Source organism: Microbacterium cucumeris, from assembly GCF_058349845.2.
Window position 1 is genome coordinate 266,110 of sequence record NZ_JBYRIZ020000003.1, and the last position, 14,279, is coordinate 280,388.

The window sequence follows — 14,279 nt, forward strand, 5'->3', positions numbered from 1 at the left end:
CTCCTCGGCTCGGGTGCGGTGGTGGTTCGTGGTGCATCAGGTCAGAAGACCTCGGATGAGCTCCGCGGCGTGCTCGATCAGCTCTTCCAGCGCGCCGGGCGCGAGCGGGGTCTGCCAGGCCTGGTAGCCGCCGCGCTCGTAGGCGTCCGTCGTGGGCAGGTAGACGAACCCCGGCCCGTTCGTGAGGTTCATCACGATGAGGGCGACGTCGGGGAACCTCGCGCGCAGCGCGCGCTGCAGGAGGGAGTACGCCTCGCCGGGATGCCCCACGATGATCGCGTCGCCGAGCCGCCAGGCCCAGACGGGATGCCTCACGGTCGGTCTCTCGTCGATGTAGCCCTCGCGCAGATTCCGCGCCCGACCCAGGCGCTCCTCGCGGGATCGGGGGTCGATGTCCTTCCACTCCTCGGCGAGTTCGTCCAGGGTCGGGAGGTCCCGCCGCCGCAGCTCGACGCTGCGCGACGCGCCCGCGACCTGTCGGCTGCCGCCGACGGGGCGCGCTTCCCACATCGCCAGCGGCGCCCCGGATTCGACGATCCCGGTGAGCGTGACCTCGTTCCCCGGATCCGGCAGCGCGTCCAGCGCTGCAAGGACGGCGTGACCGAGAGAACGCCCGTGCCGATCCGCGACGGCGACGTCACCGGTGTACTGCTCCCGCGGGGCGAGCTCTCCCGAGGCGCCCTGAACGAACAGGCACGGCGCTCCGGTGGCGGTCTCCACGATCTCGCGCATGCCGCCCACGTAGTCCGGCGAGACGGTGCGGTTCTGCCAGGCGAGGGTCGTCGGGTGGCACGCGTAGTTCACGAGCGTCGCCCGCACCGCTCCCGCGGCATCGGTCACACGACCGATCACGACCGTGTCGTCGGCTTCCTCCCGCGGATTGAAGCCGACGAGCGCCCGCCCGTCGAGGTCGAGTTCGCGGTCGGCGGCGAGCGCGCAGCGTCCGCTGGTCCACTCGATGAGGGCGGGAGAGGCGTTTTCGAGCGCTTCGCGCCCGGCGGCGATCCCGGCTTCGGCCAGTGCCTCCAGGTATCCGGGGATGAGGTCTCCGCCGGGAAGGTGGGCATCGGCCGCGCACAGCACGGCTCCCGCATGCGTGTGCGAGAGCGACAGCATGACCTGGTCGTCGACGAGGCCCAGGCCCGCGAGGATCGCGCCGCGCACCGCCCGCTCGTCGGCGACGCGACGCCACCAGGTGCCGTCCACGGCCAGCAGGACGCGCGGGCGGGCGTCGTCGCCGATCAGCGCGAGGGCGCTGAGGGTGAACGGGCGGTGAGCGCCCTCCGACCGCTCCCAGTCAGCCGGCCCCCAGTTCTTGGCGCGGATGCCCGTCGGCGGGGTGATGTCGCGCCGCGCGACCCCCACGTTCAGCGAACTGCGCGGAACGCGGATGCGAGCGCCGACGGCGATCGACCGCGCGGTCGAGCCCGTCCCGATCTCGTGTCTCACTCCTTCGTCCCTTCGACCGCGACGGCCGATGTCGCATCGACCGGCGCGGTGAACTCCGATCGGCGGCTGAGGACGAACCCGATGCACGCACCGAGCAGCGTCAGCGCGGCGATGAGCAGCAGTCCCCAGATCGCCGACCCTGTGGTCTCGCTGATCCAGCCGATCGCATACGGACCCGCGAATCCCGCGAGGTTGCCCACCGAGTTGATGAAGGCCAATCCGGCCGCCGCAGCCGTGCCGGTCAGGACCATAGGCGGCAGGCTCCAGAACAGCGGCGTCGTCGAGAACAGTGCGCTCATGCCGATGCACAGGGCGACGAGCGACACGGCGGGCGTGGACTGCGCCACGACCGCTGCGATCAGCGACAGCGCGGTGATCGACAGGGTGATCCCGATCTGCAGCGGGATGTTGCCCTGCCGCCGCGCCGCCCTCTCCCACGGGATCATCGCGACGGCGGCGCAGAGGTTGGGCAGCGCGACGAGCCATCCGGTCGTCGAGTTCGAGAAGTCACCCATCGCCTGGACGATCGTCGGCAGCCACAGACCCAGCCCGTACGCTCCGAAGACGACACCGAAGAAGAGCAGGATCAGTGTCCACAGCCGCCCGTTGCTGAACACCTCGGCCAGCCGGAGCCTGCCGTGGCGCTGCTCGGTCGCGGCCGTCTCACGCGCGACCGTGTCGGCGATCCATCGCTGCTCCACCGGAGTGAGCCAGCGGGCGTCCTGGGGCCGGTCCGGCAGCCAGAAGAACACGACGAACGCCAGCAGGACGGCCGGAATGCCCTCCAGGACGAACACCAGCTGCCAGCCGTCCAGGCCCCACATCCCGTGCAGCTCCATGATCCAGCCGGAGAGGGGCGCGGCGACCGCATTGGCGATGGGGTTGGAGAGCGCGAAGACGACCAGCACCTGAGTGCGGTACTGGCGGGGGAACCACAGCGTGAGATACAGCAGCACGCCGGGGAAGAACCCCGCCTCCGCGATGCCGAGGATGAATCGGGCGATCGCGAACTGCGTGCCGTCCTGCACGAACGCGGTCAGCACGGCGACGATGCCCCAGGACACCATGATCCTCGCGATCCACTTGCGGGCTCCGAACTTCTCCAGCAGCAGATTGCTCGGCACTTCGAACAGCAGGTATCCGATGAAGAAGATCCCGGCGGCGAAGCCGAACGCCGCCTCGGTCATCTGCAGGGCCTCGGTCATCTCCAGCTTGGCGAAACCGGCGTTGTTCCGGTCGATGTACGCCACGAGATAGAGGAGTCCCAGGAACGGACCGAGCCTCCAGATGGCCTTCTTCATCGCGCCGGCGCCGACTGCGGCGTCGGCGTCGAGTGCACGCGGCTGGGACATGACAACTCCTTCGTCATCGATTCGGGGCTTTGCTATAGCATCTAGCAAAGTCCCGAGGTTGTCCAGCGGCCGACCGGATGCCATAGCATCGGACACGTGCGCAGCGTCTCGGACCAGAACATCGCCGAACAGGTCACGGACGAGCTTCGCGCGGCCATCCACTCGGGCGAGCTCGCACCGGGCGAGCGCCTGGTCGAACGCCGGCTCGCCGCGCAGCTGGGTGTCAGCCACATCCCGGTTCGCGAGGCGCTCACGCGGCTGAGCGAAGAGCGTCTCGTGGTCCGAGAACCGCGCCGCGGTGCACGTGTCGCAGAACTCACCGCGCGCGATCTGGAGGAGATCTCCAGCCTGCGGATCGTGCTCGAGCAGTTCATGGCGACGCGCGTTCAGGAGCGCTGGAACGCGGAGTCCGCCGCCAGGCTGGGTGCCGTCGTCGACGCGATGTCCCGCGCCGAGCCGGGCGACATCACGGAGGTGCTCCGCCAGGATCAGCTGTTCCATGCCACCCTCGCCGAGTTGGCCGAGCACCGCTTCCTCGATGAGGTGAGCGCGCAGCTCCGCGGTCGGATCGCCGGATTCCTGCACGCTGCGAACGCCGCGCTGGACCCGGCAGAGCAGCAGGAGCACGTGCAGAGTCATCAGCAGATCCTCGATGCGATCGCCAGCGGAGACCCGGACCGCGCCCGTGACGTCATCGCGGCGCATGTCACGGCGGCCTTCGCGCGCATCCGCCTGGCCGAGACCGCGGACGCCGAAGGCTGAGCCCCCGGGAACGCCACCGCGGGGACCGACCGATCCGGCCGATCCCCCGCGGCGTTCCCGATCAGACCGCAAGGTTGCCGGCGAGCACGACGTGCTCGGCCTCCTCGGGGACGGTGCGCTTCACGCCGGTCTCGACGTTGGCGGTGTGCAGGAGCGTGGAGCCGGAGCCGAACGCCGCGGCGGCGAGCTCGATCTCCCCGCCGTCGAAGCGGCAGCCGCTGGCACGATAGTGGTTCTGCCCGCCGGTCAGCGAGATGTGCTTCGCGTCGCCGGTGAACGTGCTGTCCGCGAGCAGGACGCTCAGCACGCCGTCGCCGCCGCGCGACAGCGCCGTCCCCTTCGTGCCGGTCACGCTCGTGCCGCCGATGATCTCGACGGACCGATCGCCCGCGGCGGCGACGACGCGCACGCCGTCGAGGTCGACGCCGTCGAAGCGAAGCCGTGTCGACGACGAGGTGAGCCCGCCGTCCCGATCGCCGCCGGTCAGGCGGCCGCCGCGGAACGTCACGGGGGCGCTGCCTCCGAGCGCGATCCCGTTCACCCCGGCCAGCGTCGTGTCCACGAAGACGACCGGCTTCTTCACCGTCGCGTTCGTCAACTCGCCCCCGGCCGCGAACGTGAACTCGGATGCTTCGATGACGGTGGGCCTCCGGGAGGCATCCGATGCCTGAGTGATGATCAGGGTGTCCGTGGCCGAGCATCCGCGCAGCTGCGCGCCGTCCGCGTTGATCCACAGCATCCCGGATCCCTCCAGGGACGGCTTGCCGATGACCTTCACGTCCTCGAGGGTGAGGTCGGTCACCTTCACGCGTGCGACGAACCACGAGCAGACGTGCTGACGGACCGTGATCCGCTTCGCCGCCGACCCCCACGCCGCACCCGAGTTCGCGAACGTCATCAGCCCCGAGTTGCCGACGTAGGTGAGGTCGTGCTCGAACTGGCCGTGCGTCACGAACGGTCCCTGATCGTCGCCGTCGCCGTGGCAGTTCTCGACCAGCCCGTACGCGCTCGCGGTCCAGTCGTTCAGGTGCCGGGCATTCGACGTGTGGCAGTTCGCGACGTAGCCGTACAGACAGTAGATCTGCTGAGTGAGGTAGCCGGCGCCGCCCCAGGTGACGGATGTCGGGTTGGTCAGGTTGCAGCTGTCGGTGGTGAAGTACGTGTTCCAGCGCCGCATCACCAGCGGCCAGAACGTCGCCGTGCCGTCGATGTGGTCGACGTCGCAGCGCACCGCGTACTCGAATGCGATCGGATGCGAACCCGTGAACTGGTCCGTGCCCTTCCCCCGGAACCGCAGGTTCGAGATGCGCACGTCCTGCACCGGCTCGACCCGCCTCCAGGTCATCGAACGATCCTTGCCGAGCGGCCAGCCGTTCTGGTAGTTCACCCGGATGTGACGTCCGTCGACGATCTGGGTCACCTGCACCAACCGCTGCAGCTCCCGCTCCCAGCGGCCGGAGAGCGCGTTGACCTCGGCCGCGTACCAGGCGCCGACCTCGAAGAACGAGGAGTCGCCGACCGGGAACACATCGGCCAGATCGGGGACCGCTTCGCCGAGCTTCGCCTCGTGCACGGCATCCGTGACGGTGCCCCGGAAGAAGAGGACGGCGGCGAAGGGGTCGTCCGCGGCGGCGTTCTCGATGCCTTCGGTCGTCATCAGGTGATTGCCGAAGTCCAGGACGATGTTCGATCGGGTCAGGCGGTGCCGACGGACGAAGTTCAGGTCCGAGTGCGCCTCGATCCGGTAGATCGCCGCGTCGTCCACCATGACGTCCAGGGCGTCGTCCGCAGGCGTCTCCGGACCGAAGATCCCGAAGGCGCGGAAGTCCAGAGTCCCGGTGTGCACGCGCACCCAGACGCCCTTCTTGCCCGCCACGACCGTTCCGCCGTTCGGCTTCGGAGCATCCTTCGACACGAAGCGGAAGAGGCCCCCGCCGCCGTCCCCCGGTGTCGCGTAGCCCGCGACGGCGACGATGTCATCGGCCTTCGCGCTGAGCTTCGCCAGGGCGGCGACGTCGGAGGCCGAGGCGGCCTCCCTGGACATCCGCACGATCGCGGGCTGCGCCGCACTCGCCGGCTTCGCGCTGCCGACGGCCGCGATGCCGCCCAGAGCCGCCGCTCCGAAGCCCGCCAGCACCATACGACGAGTGCGCCCGGTGGCGGTCAGCGCCGTGTCGTTCTCGACGATCTCGGTCATGGATCCTCTCTCTCCGCGGCACCGCCGCGATCAGGGGCGGGCGTGCGCCCGCCGGGTCTCCTCCCCAGAGGTCTGCGGCCTCGCGCTGCGGCGGCCGAGGCGATCGTGTTGCGGTACACCGCGAGCGTGCGCTCCGGCGCGACCGGGACGACGGCGTGCTCGCCGAGCCGGAGGATCGCGTCGGCCGCTCCGCCGTATCCCAGGCCGTCGGGGTCGTCCGGCAGCACGAGGTCCCGGATCCCGTCGTCCGTCCACACCCGGAGCGCGTACCGGTCCGGGCCGCTGACGCCCGAGACGGTCACCGTCACACCGGTCTCGCCGACGCGGGCGTGCACGGATCCGAGCACTTCGGATGCCGTCCTGATCGCTCCGTGCGTGCGGACGGCCGAGAGGATCTCCGCGTCGGCCCCGGGCATCAGGACGTCGAGCATCTCCCACGCATGGACCCCGATGTTGATCATCGTGCCGCCCGCCCCGGCGGGATCGTCCTGCCATGTCCGGTCGCCGGAGAGGAAGCCGGCGATGTCGTGCTGCGCGTGCACCTCGGCGGCGTGCAGTGACGCCCCTCTCATGCCGGCGGCGAACTCCTCGAGCGCCGGAGCGAAGCGCAGCACGGAGGACGTGAAGCGCGCAGCAGGCGACACGCTCGCCCACCGCTCGAGACCGGCCTGGTCCGCGGCGATCGTCTTGTTGAAGAAGGCGGGAACGCCCGCATCCGCGCAGGCCTGGGCGACGGCCGCAGCGCGAGGAGTGCGCACCGTGACGACGACGACGTCCGGCTCGATGGCGAGCAGGCCGTCGAGACCCTCGTGCACATCGGCGGCGAATCGCATCGAGAAGTCGTTCAGCCTCGCCGGATCGTCCGCATCCCAGACCCCCGCGATCTCCGCACCGTGCACCACGAGATTCGCGGCGTCCGCGAACGGATGCGAATGGGCGACACCGGCGAACGCGATCCGCATGCTCAGCCCATGATCGCGAGCTGCTCGCGGCTGATCGCGTGCTCCAGCGGGCGACCCGCTGCGAAGGCTGCGATCTCGGCCGTCACGATCCTCCCCTGGCGCAACCGCCCCTCGTGCGTCCCCGCGGCACGATGCGGCGTGAGCAGCACGCCGGGCGCGGTGCGGAACGCGCTGTCCACCGGCAGCGGCTCCTCGTCGAAGACGTCGATCGCGGCCGACAGTCGTCCGGTCGCGAGCTCGGCGAGCAGAGCCCTCTCGTCCACGAGCCAGGAGCGCGCGGTGTTCACCAGCGCTGCCCCGTCCGGCAGCAGGGCGAGCTCCGATGCGCCGATCAGGTGGTGCGTCTCGGGGAGGGTCGGAGCATGCAGGGCGACGACGGATGCCGTGCGCAGCGCCTCGTCCAGGCTGCGCAGCGGTGCGCCGAGCTGCGCAGCTGCCTCCGGATCCAGAGTGGGATCAACGAGCACGGGGTCCGCACCGAGTGCGCGGACGAGCTCGAGATACGCCCGTCCGGTGCGGGATGCGCCGACGATGACGATGCGGGCGCCCAGGATCTCGTGCTGGACGAGGGACGGATCCCACCACTCGGTGCCGCGGCGCAGCGCGTCGTGCATCTGCGGCACGCGGTGCAGCAGCGCCAGGGTGAACGTCAGCGAGACCTCCGCGACGGAGCGCGCCATGCCCGCACCGGCCTGGGTGACGACGATGCCGCGGTCGTACAGCTCGTCCGTGACGAAGGGGCGGATGCTGGCGCCGGTGTGCGCGACCAGCTCCAGCGCCGGGAGGCCGTCGAGGACGGACGCGTCGAACGGACGCGCTCCCCAGCTGGTGACCACCGCGCGCACCGCGGTCGCATCCGGCACCTCGGCGAGGTCGTCGACGCGCAGGAACGCACCGCCGAGAGAACGAGCGGCCTCCGTGAGCGCATCGAGGTCCTCGGGCGCGAAGAACTCCCGCGCGAGCCCCTCCGGCACGACGGCGACGATGGTCGGCGCGCTCACGAGAGCCACGCGTCCCGGTGCTCGGCGATGAAGGCGTCGTCGTGCAGCTGCGGATAGGCCCGTCGCACGCGGGAGATCTCCTCCGCCTGCCCGGGCGACAGCCCTTCCGAGGGGTCCAGGCACCACACACCGTCGAGCAGACCCTGCTGACGCAGCACCTCGTGGACGCCTGCGATGACGCCGTGGAAGTCATTGCCCGGGTCGAACACGGCCTGATTCACGTCGACCATGTCCGCGGACGCCGATCCCAGGTCGCGATACGCCTGCACGTCGCCCGCGGCCGCGCGATGCGCGGTGTCCAGCATCCGGACCGCCGCCTGCGTGCCCACGGCCCACTGACCGAGCAGGCCGCCGACGAAGCGCATGGTCCGAGGCCCCTCAGGGGAGTCGACGTGGAACTCGGCGAGCAGATCGGACACGATCGCGTCGTCGTTGCCGGTGTAGAGCGCGATGTCGTCCGCCCTGCCAGACTCGGCGACACCCCGCACGAGCTCGAGCGTGCGATAGCGGTCGAACGGCGCGGACTTGACCGCGACGACCGAAGGGATCTGCGCGAACTCCCGCCAGAACGCCCGGTCGAGCACCGGCCCGCCGATCGCCTCCTGGAGGTAGAAGCCGATGATCGGCAGCACCTCGCCGACCGCACGGGCGCGATCGAGCAGTTGCGCGTCGTCCGCTCCCGGCACACGCGGGCTCACGAGCACGGCGTCGTAGCCGAGCGAGCGGGCCAGTTCCGCCTCCGCGACGGCCTGCGCCGTGCCGCCGGACACCCCGGCCACCCGGACGACGTGCTCCTGTGCGGCGTCGAGCTCCTCCGCGGCGAGCGCCAGCACGGGTTCGAACAGCGCGTGCTCGGGATCGCGGATCTCGAACTGCGTGGTGTGGACGCCCACGGCGACACCGCCGGCGCCCGCCGCGATGTAGTAGCGGGTCAGCGCGCGCTGGCGCCGCTCGTCGAGGGCGCGCTGGGCGGTGAGCGCGAGCGGATGCGCCGGGATGACGGCACCGGTGGACAGTGTCTCCGCTGCGGCGGCGCGCATCGCGGGAACCACGAGCATCAGAACTTCCCGTCCCGCACGGCCCACTTCGTCGGCTTGGCGATGAGCGGGAGTCCGTCGCGCAGCCACTGCGCCTGCCACTCGATGAGCGTCTCCGCCGATGCGCTCGGGTAGCCGAACAGCGCCATGCACCGCCGCGCGTCGCTGAGCAGCGCCGTGGGCTGGGGATCGTCGACGAAGGCGACCTCGGTGCCGAGCAGATCGGCGAAGCGACGGGCGATCGATTCGACGCTGAGCAGTTCCGGGCCGGTCAGGTTGATCGTGAAGACGTCGGATGAGGCGTGGGCGAGGCTGCGCAGCACGACCTCGTTCGCGTACCCCTGCCAGATGACGTTGACGTTGGACGTCGCGAGCGAGACGGGCTCGCCCGCGTGCACGGAGCGCCCGATGTCCGCGAGCACGCCGTAACGGAGGTCGATGGCGTAGTTCAGGCGGATGATCGCCACCTTCGTCCCGCGCTCCTGCGCGCCGAACTCGAACACCCGCTCGCGGCCGAGGCAGGACTGGGCGTACTCGCCGATCGGCGCCGGCGGCACCTGCTCGTCCGCACCGCCGGATGCCGCGGGGACGAAGGGATACACGTTGCCGGTCGACAGCACGGCGATCGCACTGTCCCGGTAGCGGCGCGCGATGCGATCCGGCAGCGCCGCGTTGACCTCCCACGCCCAGGACGCGTTCGTCGCGGCGCCGAACTTCGCACCGACCATGAACACGACGTTCTCGGCGTCCGGCAGAGCGGAGAGGTCGTCGTTCTCGATGAGATCGAAGGGCACGACCTGCACGCGGGCCGCCTCGAGCCGAGCGCGCACGTCGGCGTCGCCGAAGCGGGAGACCGCGTACACGGTGTCCTGGGTCCGCCCGGCCGCGTCGAGCCCTCGCCGCGCGAGCATCGCGAGCGTGGGCCCCATCTTCCCTCCGGCGCCCAGGATGACCAGATCGCCGCTGCCCTTCGCCAGGTCCTCGACGAGTCCGTCGCTCGGCGTGCCGAGAGCCTGCTCCAGCTCCGCCTCGGAGGCGAATCCCTGCTGTGTCACGTGTCCTCTTCCTTCCATCAGCCCTTGATCCCCGTACCGGTGACGCCCTCTTGCACATACCGCTGGGCGACGAGGTACGCCATGAAGATCGGGATGAGCGCCACGACCGAACCGGCCAGCATCACGCTGAGCGGCACGTTCTGCTGCTGCAGCGACGAGATGCCGACGGTCAGTGTGAACATGTCGTTCGACTTCGCGATGATCAACGGCCAGAGGAAGTCGTTCCAGTGCCACAGGAACACGAAGATGCCGAGAGTCGCCAGCACGGGCTTGCACAGCGGCAGAACGATCTGCAGGAAGATCCGGAACTCCCCGGCGCCGTCGATGCGCGCCGCTTCGAACAGCTCGTCCGGCAGTCCCTCGATGAACTGCCTCATGAGGAAGACCGCTTGCGCGTTCGCGAGGGTCGGCAGGATCAGACCCCAGTACTCGTCAACGCCGCCGAGGTTCGCGATGAGGATGAAGGTCGGGATGAGGGTGACGTGGAACGGCACCATGACCATCGACAGGAACGACCAGAAGATGACCTCTTTGCCCGCGAAGCGCTTCTTGGCGAACGCGTACCCGGCCATCGCCGAGAGGAACAGCACGGCCACGACCGAGACGAGCGAGTACACGAGCGTGTTGAACAGCCAGACGAGCAGGTTCTGCCCGCCGAGCACCTGCTCGTAGGAGGCGAGGGACAGGTCTCCCCAGGGAAGCAGGGATGCCGGGAAGTCGACGACCTTGTCGGGCTTGAGGCTGAGCACGACCATCGCGTAGAAGGGGAAGAAGCTGAAGATCGCAGCGAGGCCGAGCCAGAGCCAGCGCAGCACGATGCCCTTCCCGGAGGGCTCCAGCGCGCGGTAGGAGCGCTGCTTGCCCCGCGGGTTCACAGTGGACAGAGCGGTGGTCATTTCTGCTTTCCGATCACGAGGCGCTGGATCAGCGCGACGATGAGGGTCATCACGAACAGGGCGACGCCGGCTGCGGCGGCATAGCCGTACTCGAAGTACTTGAAGCCCTGGTCGTAGATGAGATAGACGAGGGAGTAGCTGGCGTTGGCCGGGCCGCCCTGGGTCATGACGTAGATCACGTCGAACACCTGGAAGGCGGCGGTCGTCTCGATGACGGCGAGGAAGAAGATCGTGGGCCGCAGGTGCGGCAGGATGATGAACCGGAAGCGCTGCCAGCCGCTCGCGCCGTCGACCAGCGCGGCCTCCTCGAGCTCGCGCGGGATGTCCTGCATGGCCGCGATCATGATCATCATCCCGTATCCAAAGCGCGACCAGACCCCGACGACGACGATCGCCGGGATCACGAGCACCGTGCTGGCCAGCCACGATCCGCCGAGCCCGAGGGGCGTCATCAGCGCCGACCACGGGCCGTCGCTGGAGAAGATCCAGACGAAGATCGATCCGGCCAGCACCAGCGAGGTGATGACGGGCAGGAAGAAGATCGAGCGGAAGAAGCGCGATCCGCGGAACGCCCGGCGCACTCCGAGGGCCATGACGGTCGAGAGCACGAGCGAGATGGGCACCGCGAAGACGGTGTACAGCACGGTCGTCGACAGCGCGCGCCAGAACAGCGGATCGGCGATGAGGCGCTGGAAGTGGTCGAGACCGCGCCACGCGATCTCTCCGGAGATGTCGTAGTCGAAGAAGCTCAGGGCGACGCCGGCGATCGCCGGGCCGAAGCGGAAGGCGAGGAACAGGAGGAACGCGGGCAGGACGAACAGGAGCGCCACCCGCGCTTCCCGCCGCGCCAGGACGCGGGTCGTCAGGCCCGGCCGCTTCCTCGTGGGACTGGTCGTGGTCATGTGCTCAACACCTCATTCGGCTCGATGCCGGGACGCGCCCGCGCGGGCGCGTCCCGGCATCAGCGGGTCACTTCAGCAGCGGCTCTGCGGCGGTCGCGGCATCGTTCAGCGCGTCCTCGGGGGACTTCTGCCCGAGCAGCGACGCCTGGACCTCCGGCGACAGCACGCCCATCAGGGCGCGGGAGCTCTCCGCGAGCTCGCCGACGGTCGTCAGCGGGACGTACTGCTCCACCTGGCCGAGCAGCGAGTCCGCCGCGTAGATCGGGTCGGTGTCGAGCGCGGAGAAGAAGCCGGACGCCTCGAGGTACGGCTTGATCACGTCAGCGCTCGTGGCGAACTCGGCGAAGGCACCGGCCGCTTCCTTGTCCCCCGCGCTCTTGAGCATCGACAGCGAGCCGACCGTGCCGTAGGCCACGGACTCCTCGTCCGTGAGCGGCGGGAGGACGCGGATGTTCTCCTCACCCCAGAACGGCTCGAGCTCCGGGACCGAGTTGTTCCAGGTGCAGCCGACCGTGCCCTGGGCGATGGCCGTCTGCTCCAGCGGCACGGACGTGGTGAGCGCGTCGGGGTCCAGAGCGCCCATGTCCGCGAGCTCGGTGATGAACTCGAGCGCGCTGACGCCCTCCGGGCTGTCGAACCCGACCTCGCCCTCGTCCGTGTACACCTCGCCCCCGGCCTGCCAGAGAAGGGGGTAGTAGGTCATGTTGAGGGTGTTCTCTGCGGATGCGGGGTAGTTCAGCACGTACATGCCGGCATCGACGAAGGCGGGCGCGATCTCGCGGATGTCATCCCAGGTCTCCGGGAACTCGGTGACGCCGGCCTTGTCGAACGCTGCCTGGTTGCAGATCAGCGTCATGGCGCTGGTGAGCATCGGAGCGCCCATCATGCCCTCGTCGAGAGTGACGGATTCGGTGACGTTCTCGAGGATCTGGTCCTTGTGGCCGTCGCTCAGGTAGTCGTCCATCGGCTCGATCGACGACTCGTAGGCGGTGAGCTGGTCCGGGATGAGGTAGACGAGGTCGGGACCCTTGTTGGCGGCGATCGCGGTCTGCAGGCTCTCGTCGCGGTTCGCCCAGGGGAAGATCTCGTAGTCGACGGTGATCCCCTCGTTCTCCGCCTCGAAGTCTGCGATCGTCTGATCCCAGAACTCCTTGTGGGCGGCCTCGTCGGCGATCACGGGGTACAGCCACACGGTGACGTGCTGGTCGCCGGAGGCCGCGTCCCCGCCTCCAGCCGAACATCCGGCCACAAGGCCGACGGCGGCAAGTCCTGCGACTGCGCCGATGAACTTCTTGACTCGCATGGTGCTCCTTTGCTGAACCGTCCAGGGTGGTGCCATTATGACAGCACGCTGTGATAATTGGTCAAGAGCTCGTATGTAACGAGTTCGTTAACCGCAGAATCACGACCATTACGCGAGCCGACCGCAATGCTCGATTTTCGCGAGAACGGTGTGCTAATTTGTTTCGCACGTTCCCGCCGCCATGAAAGGGAGGAAGGTCGAATGAGCCAGCAGCAGGCGCCGACGCCGCTCCCGGTCCGACTCGCCCTTCATCTGCGCGAGCATGGCGCAGCGACGGTCACCGAACTCGCGCACGCGCTGCTCGTGTCCCGCACCTCCGTCGAGACCGCCCTGGGCGCTCTCCTCGACAGCGGTCTGGTGTCCGACGCACCCGCGGCCGAGGCGAAGGGGGCGGGCCGTCCGGCGCGCCGGTTCGCCTTCCAGGCGGACGGCGGCGTCGTCGTGGGCGTCGATGTCGGCGCCCACAGCATCCGGGTCGTCCTCGCCGATCTCGCCGGAACCGTGATCGCGCAGACCACCGCCGCCGGCCTGGCGGCCGACGCCGACGGCGCCGCCCAGGTCGTCCAGGTCGTCCAGGTCATCACGGATGCCGCACAGGACGCCGGGATCCCGCTCGGGCGCTTCCGCGCCGTCGGCGTCTCCCTCCCCGGGATCGTCGACGACAGCGGGCGGGTGATCGCCTCGGTCGTGATCCCCACCTGGGCGGGAATCGACATCGTCGCTCATCTGCGCTCGGCCTTCGGATGCCCGATCGTCATCGACAACGGCGTGCGCCTGGCGGCGGTCGCCGAGCACCACCTCGGCGCGGCCCGGCTCGTGAACGAGGTCCTCTACCTGTCGGTCGGAAACCGCGTCGCGGCCGGACTCATCTTCGACGGCCGAGCCCGCCGCGGCGTGCACAACGTGGCCGGGGACATCGGCCGCCTCGCATTCCGGGGATTGAACGCGCGAACCGGTCAGATCGACTGGCGCAGCGCAGAGTCCGCCGAGGCCGTGTTCCGACGTGCCGAGGAGGGCGATGGGGAGGCACAGGGAGAGCTGAGCTCTTTCGTCGACGAGCTGGCGCACGGCATCGCCACGCTCGTGATGACGGTCGACCCCGCCATCGTCGTCATCGGCGGCGGCCTGTCCCTCGCGCGAGAGCGGCTTCTCGTGCCTCTCCGCGAAGCCGTCCGCCGGCACATCGGGCTACCGATCGACGTCCCCATCGTCGGCGCGCGCCTCGGTGCGGACGCCGCCGCCCATGGCGCCCTCATCTTCGCCTTCCACCGCTGCATCGCGGATGTCTACGGCATCCCGCAGATGTCCCCTCCCCCGCTGACACCGCTCGCACCGTCCGAGACGGTCGGCGCCTGATCCTGCA

The 14,279-nt window shown here is 69.6% G+C and carries 12 protein-coding genes; 2 read left to right on the forward strand and 10 right to left on the reverse strand.

Features of this window, described 5'->3' with window-relative positions:
* Positions 1-36: 36 nt before the first annotated feature.
* Entirely contained in the window at positions 37-1,449 is a 1,413-nt protein-coding gene (locus AC3RXZ_RS10360; RefSeq protein WP_491493968.1) for a hypothetical protein, read from the reverse strand.
* Complete coding sequence (locus AC3RXZ_RS10365) at positions 1,446-2,801, reverse strand: MFS transporter (protein ID WP_491493969.1); 1,356 nt, start codon at positions 2,799-2,801, stop codon at positions 1,446-1,448. The genes AC3RXZ_RS10360 and AC3RXZ_RS10365 overlap by 4 nt, the downstream gene beginning before the upstream one ends.
* 96 nt (positions 2,802-2,897) lie before the next feature.
* On the opposite strand from AC3RXZ_RS10365, the gene AC3RXZ_RS10370 reads away from it, so the two are divergent.
* Entirely contained in the window at positions 2,898-3,563 is a 666-nt protein-coding gene (locus AC3RXZ_RS10370) for a GntR family transcriptional regulator (protein WP_491493970.1), read from the forward strand.
* Between the two features lie 61 nt (positions 3,564-3,624).
* On the opposite strand, the gene AC3RXZ_RS10375 is transcribed toward AC3RXZ_RS10370, so the two are convergent.
* From AC3RXZ_RS10375 to AC3RXZ_RS10410, 8 genes are all read right to left on the reverse strand, one after another.
* Positions 3,625-5,760: a putative phage tail protein gene (locus AC3RXZ_RS10375; protein ID WP_491493971.1), complete on the reverse strand. Its 2,136-nt coding sequence runs from the start codon at positions 5,758-5,760 to the stop codon at positions 3,625-3,627.
* Positions 5,757-6,722: a hypothetical protein gene (locus tag AC3RXZ_RS10380; protein WP_491493972.1), complete on the reverse strand. Its 966-nt coding sequence runs from the start codon at positions 6,720-6,722 to the stop codon at positions 5,757-5,759. The genes AC3RXZ_RS10375 and AC3RXZ_RS10380 overlap by 4 nt, the downstream gene beginning before the upstream one ends.
* 2 nt (positions 6,723-6,724) lie before the next feature.
* Complete coding sequence (locus AC3RXZ_RS10385) at positions 6,725-7,723, reverse strand: hydroxyacid dehydrogenase (RefSeq protein ID WP_491493973.1); 999 nt, start codon at positions 7,721-7,723, stop codon at positions 6,725-6,727.
* The gene (locus tag AC3RXZ_RS10390; protein WP_491493974.1) at positions 7,720-8,781 is read right to left on the reverse strand and encodes a dihydrodipicolinate synthase family protein; all 1,062 of its coding nucleotides are present in this window, start codon (positions 8,779-8,781) and stop codon (positions 7,720-7,722) included. Before AC3RXZ_RS10390 ends, AC3RXZ_RS10385 begins: the two co-directional genes overlap by 4 nt.
* A complete protein-coding gene (locus tag AC3RXZ_RS10395) occupies positions 8,781-9,815 on the reverse strand; it encodes an NAD-dependent epimerase/dehydratase family protein (RefSeq protein ID WP_491493975.1) in 1,035 nt (344 codons plus the stop codon). The genes AC3RXZ_RS10390 and AC3RXZ_RS10395 overlap by 1 nt, the downstream gene beginning before the upstream one ends.
* 17 nt (positions 9,816-9,832) lie before the next feature.
* Positions 9,833-10,711: a carbohydrate ABC transporter permease gene (locus tag AC3RXZ_RS10400; RefSeq protein WP_243228732.1), complete on the reverse strand. Its 879-nt coding sequence runs from the start codon at positions 10,709-10,711 to the stop codon at positions 9,833-9,835.
* Positions 10,708-11,613, reverse strand: a complete 906-nt coding sequence (locus AC3RXZ_RS10405; RefSeq protein WP_243228730.1) for a carbohydrate ABC transporter permease — start codon at positions 11,611-11,613, stop codon at positions 10,708-10,710. Before AC3RXZ_RS10405 ends, AC3RXZ_RS10400 begins: the two co-directional genes overlap by 4 nt.
* Positions 11,614-11,680: 67 nt before the next feature.
* On the reverse strand, positions 11,681-12,916 hold the full coding sequence (locus AC3RXZ_RS10410) for an ABC transporter substrate-binding protein (RefSeq protein WP_243228728.1): 1,236 nt from the start codon (positions 12,914-12,916) through the stop codon (positions 11,681-11,683).
* Positions 12,917-13,117: 201 nt separating this feature from the next.
* On the opposite strand from AC3RXZ_RS10410, the gene AC3RXZ_RS10415 reads away from it, so the two are divergent.
* Positions 13,118-14,272: an ROK family protein gene (locus tag AC3RXZ_RS10415; RefSeq protein WP_491493976.1), complete on the forward strand. Its 1,155-nt coding sequence runs from the start codon at positions 13,118-13,120 to the stop codon at positions 14,270-14,272.
* The last annotated feature ends 7 nt before the right edge of the window (positions 14,273-14,279 follow it).

Coding starts and splice junctions, on each gene's coding strand:
- AC3RXZ_RS10365 (WP_491493969.1), bottom strand. CDS start 2,801: ATGTCCCAGCCGCGTGCACTCGACGCCGACGCCGCAGTCGGCGCCGGC.
- AC3RXZ_RS10375 (WP_491493971.1), bottom strand. CDS start 5,760: ATGACCGAGATCGTCGAGAACGACACGGCGCTGACCGCCACCGGGCGC.
- AC3RXZ_RS10380 (WP_491493972.1), bottom strand. CDS start 6,722: ATGCGGATCGCGTTCGCCGGTGTCGCCCATTCGCATCCGTTCGCGGAC.
- AC3RXZ_RS10390 (WP_491493974.1), bottom strand. CDS start 8,781: ATGCTCGTGGTTCCCGCGATGCGCGCCGCCGCAGCGGAGACACTGTCC.
- AC3RXZ_RS10400 (WP_243228732.1), bottom strand. CDS start 10,711: ATGACCACCGCTCTGTCCACTGTGAACCCGCGGGGCAAGCAGCGCTCC.
- AC3RXZ_RS10405 (WP_243228730.1), bottom strand. CDS start 11,613: ATGACCACGACCAGTCCCACGAGGAAGCGGCCGGGCCTGACGACCCGC.
- AC3RXZ_RS10410 (WP_243228728.1), bottom strand. CDS start 12,916: ATGCGAGTCAAGAAGTTCATCGGCGCAGTCGCAGGACTTGCCGCCGTC.
- AC3RXZ_RS10415 (WP_491493976.1), top strand. CDS start 13,118: ATGAGCCAGCAGCAGGCGCCGACGCCGCTCCCGGTCCGACTCGCCCTT.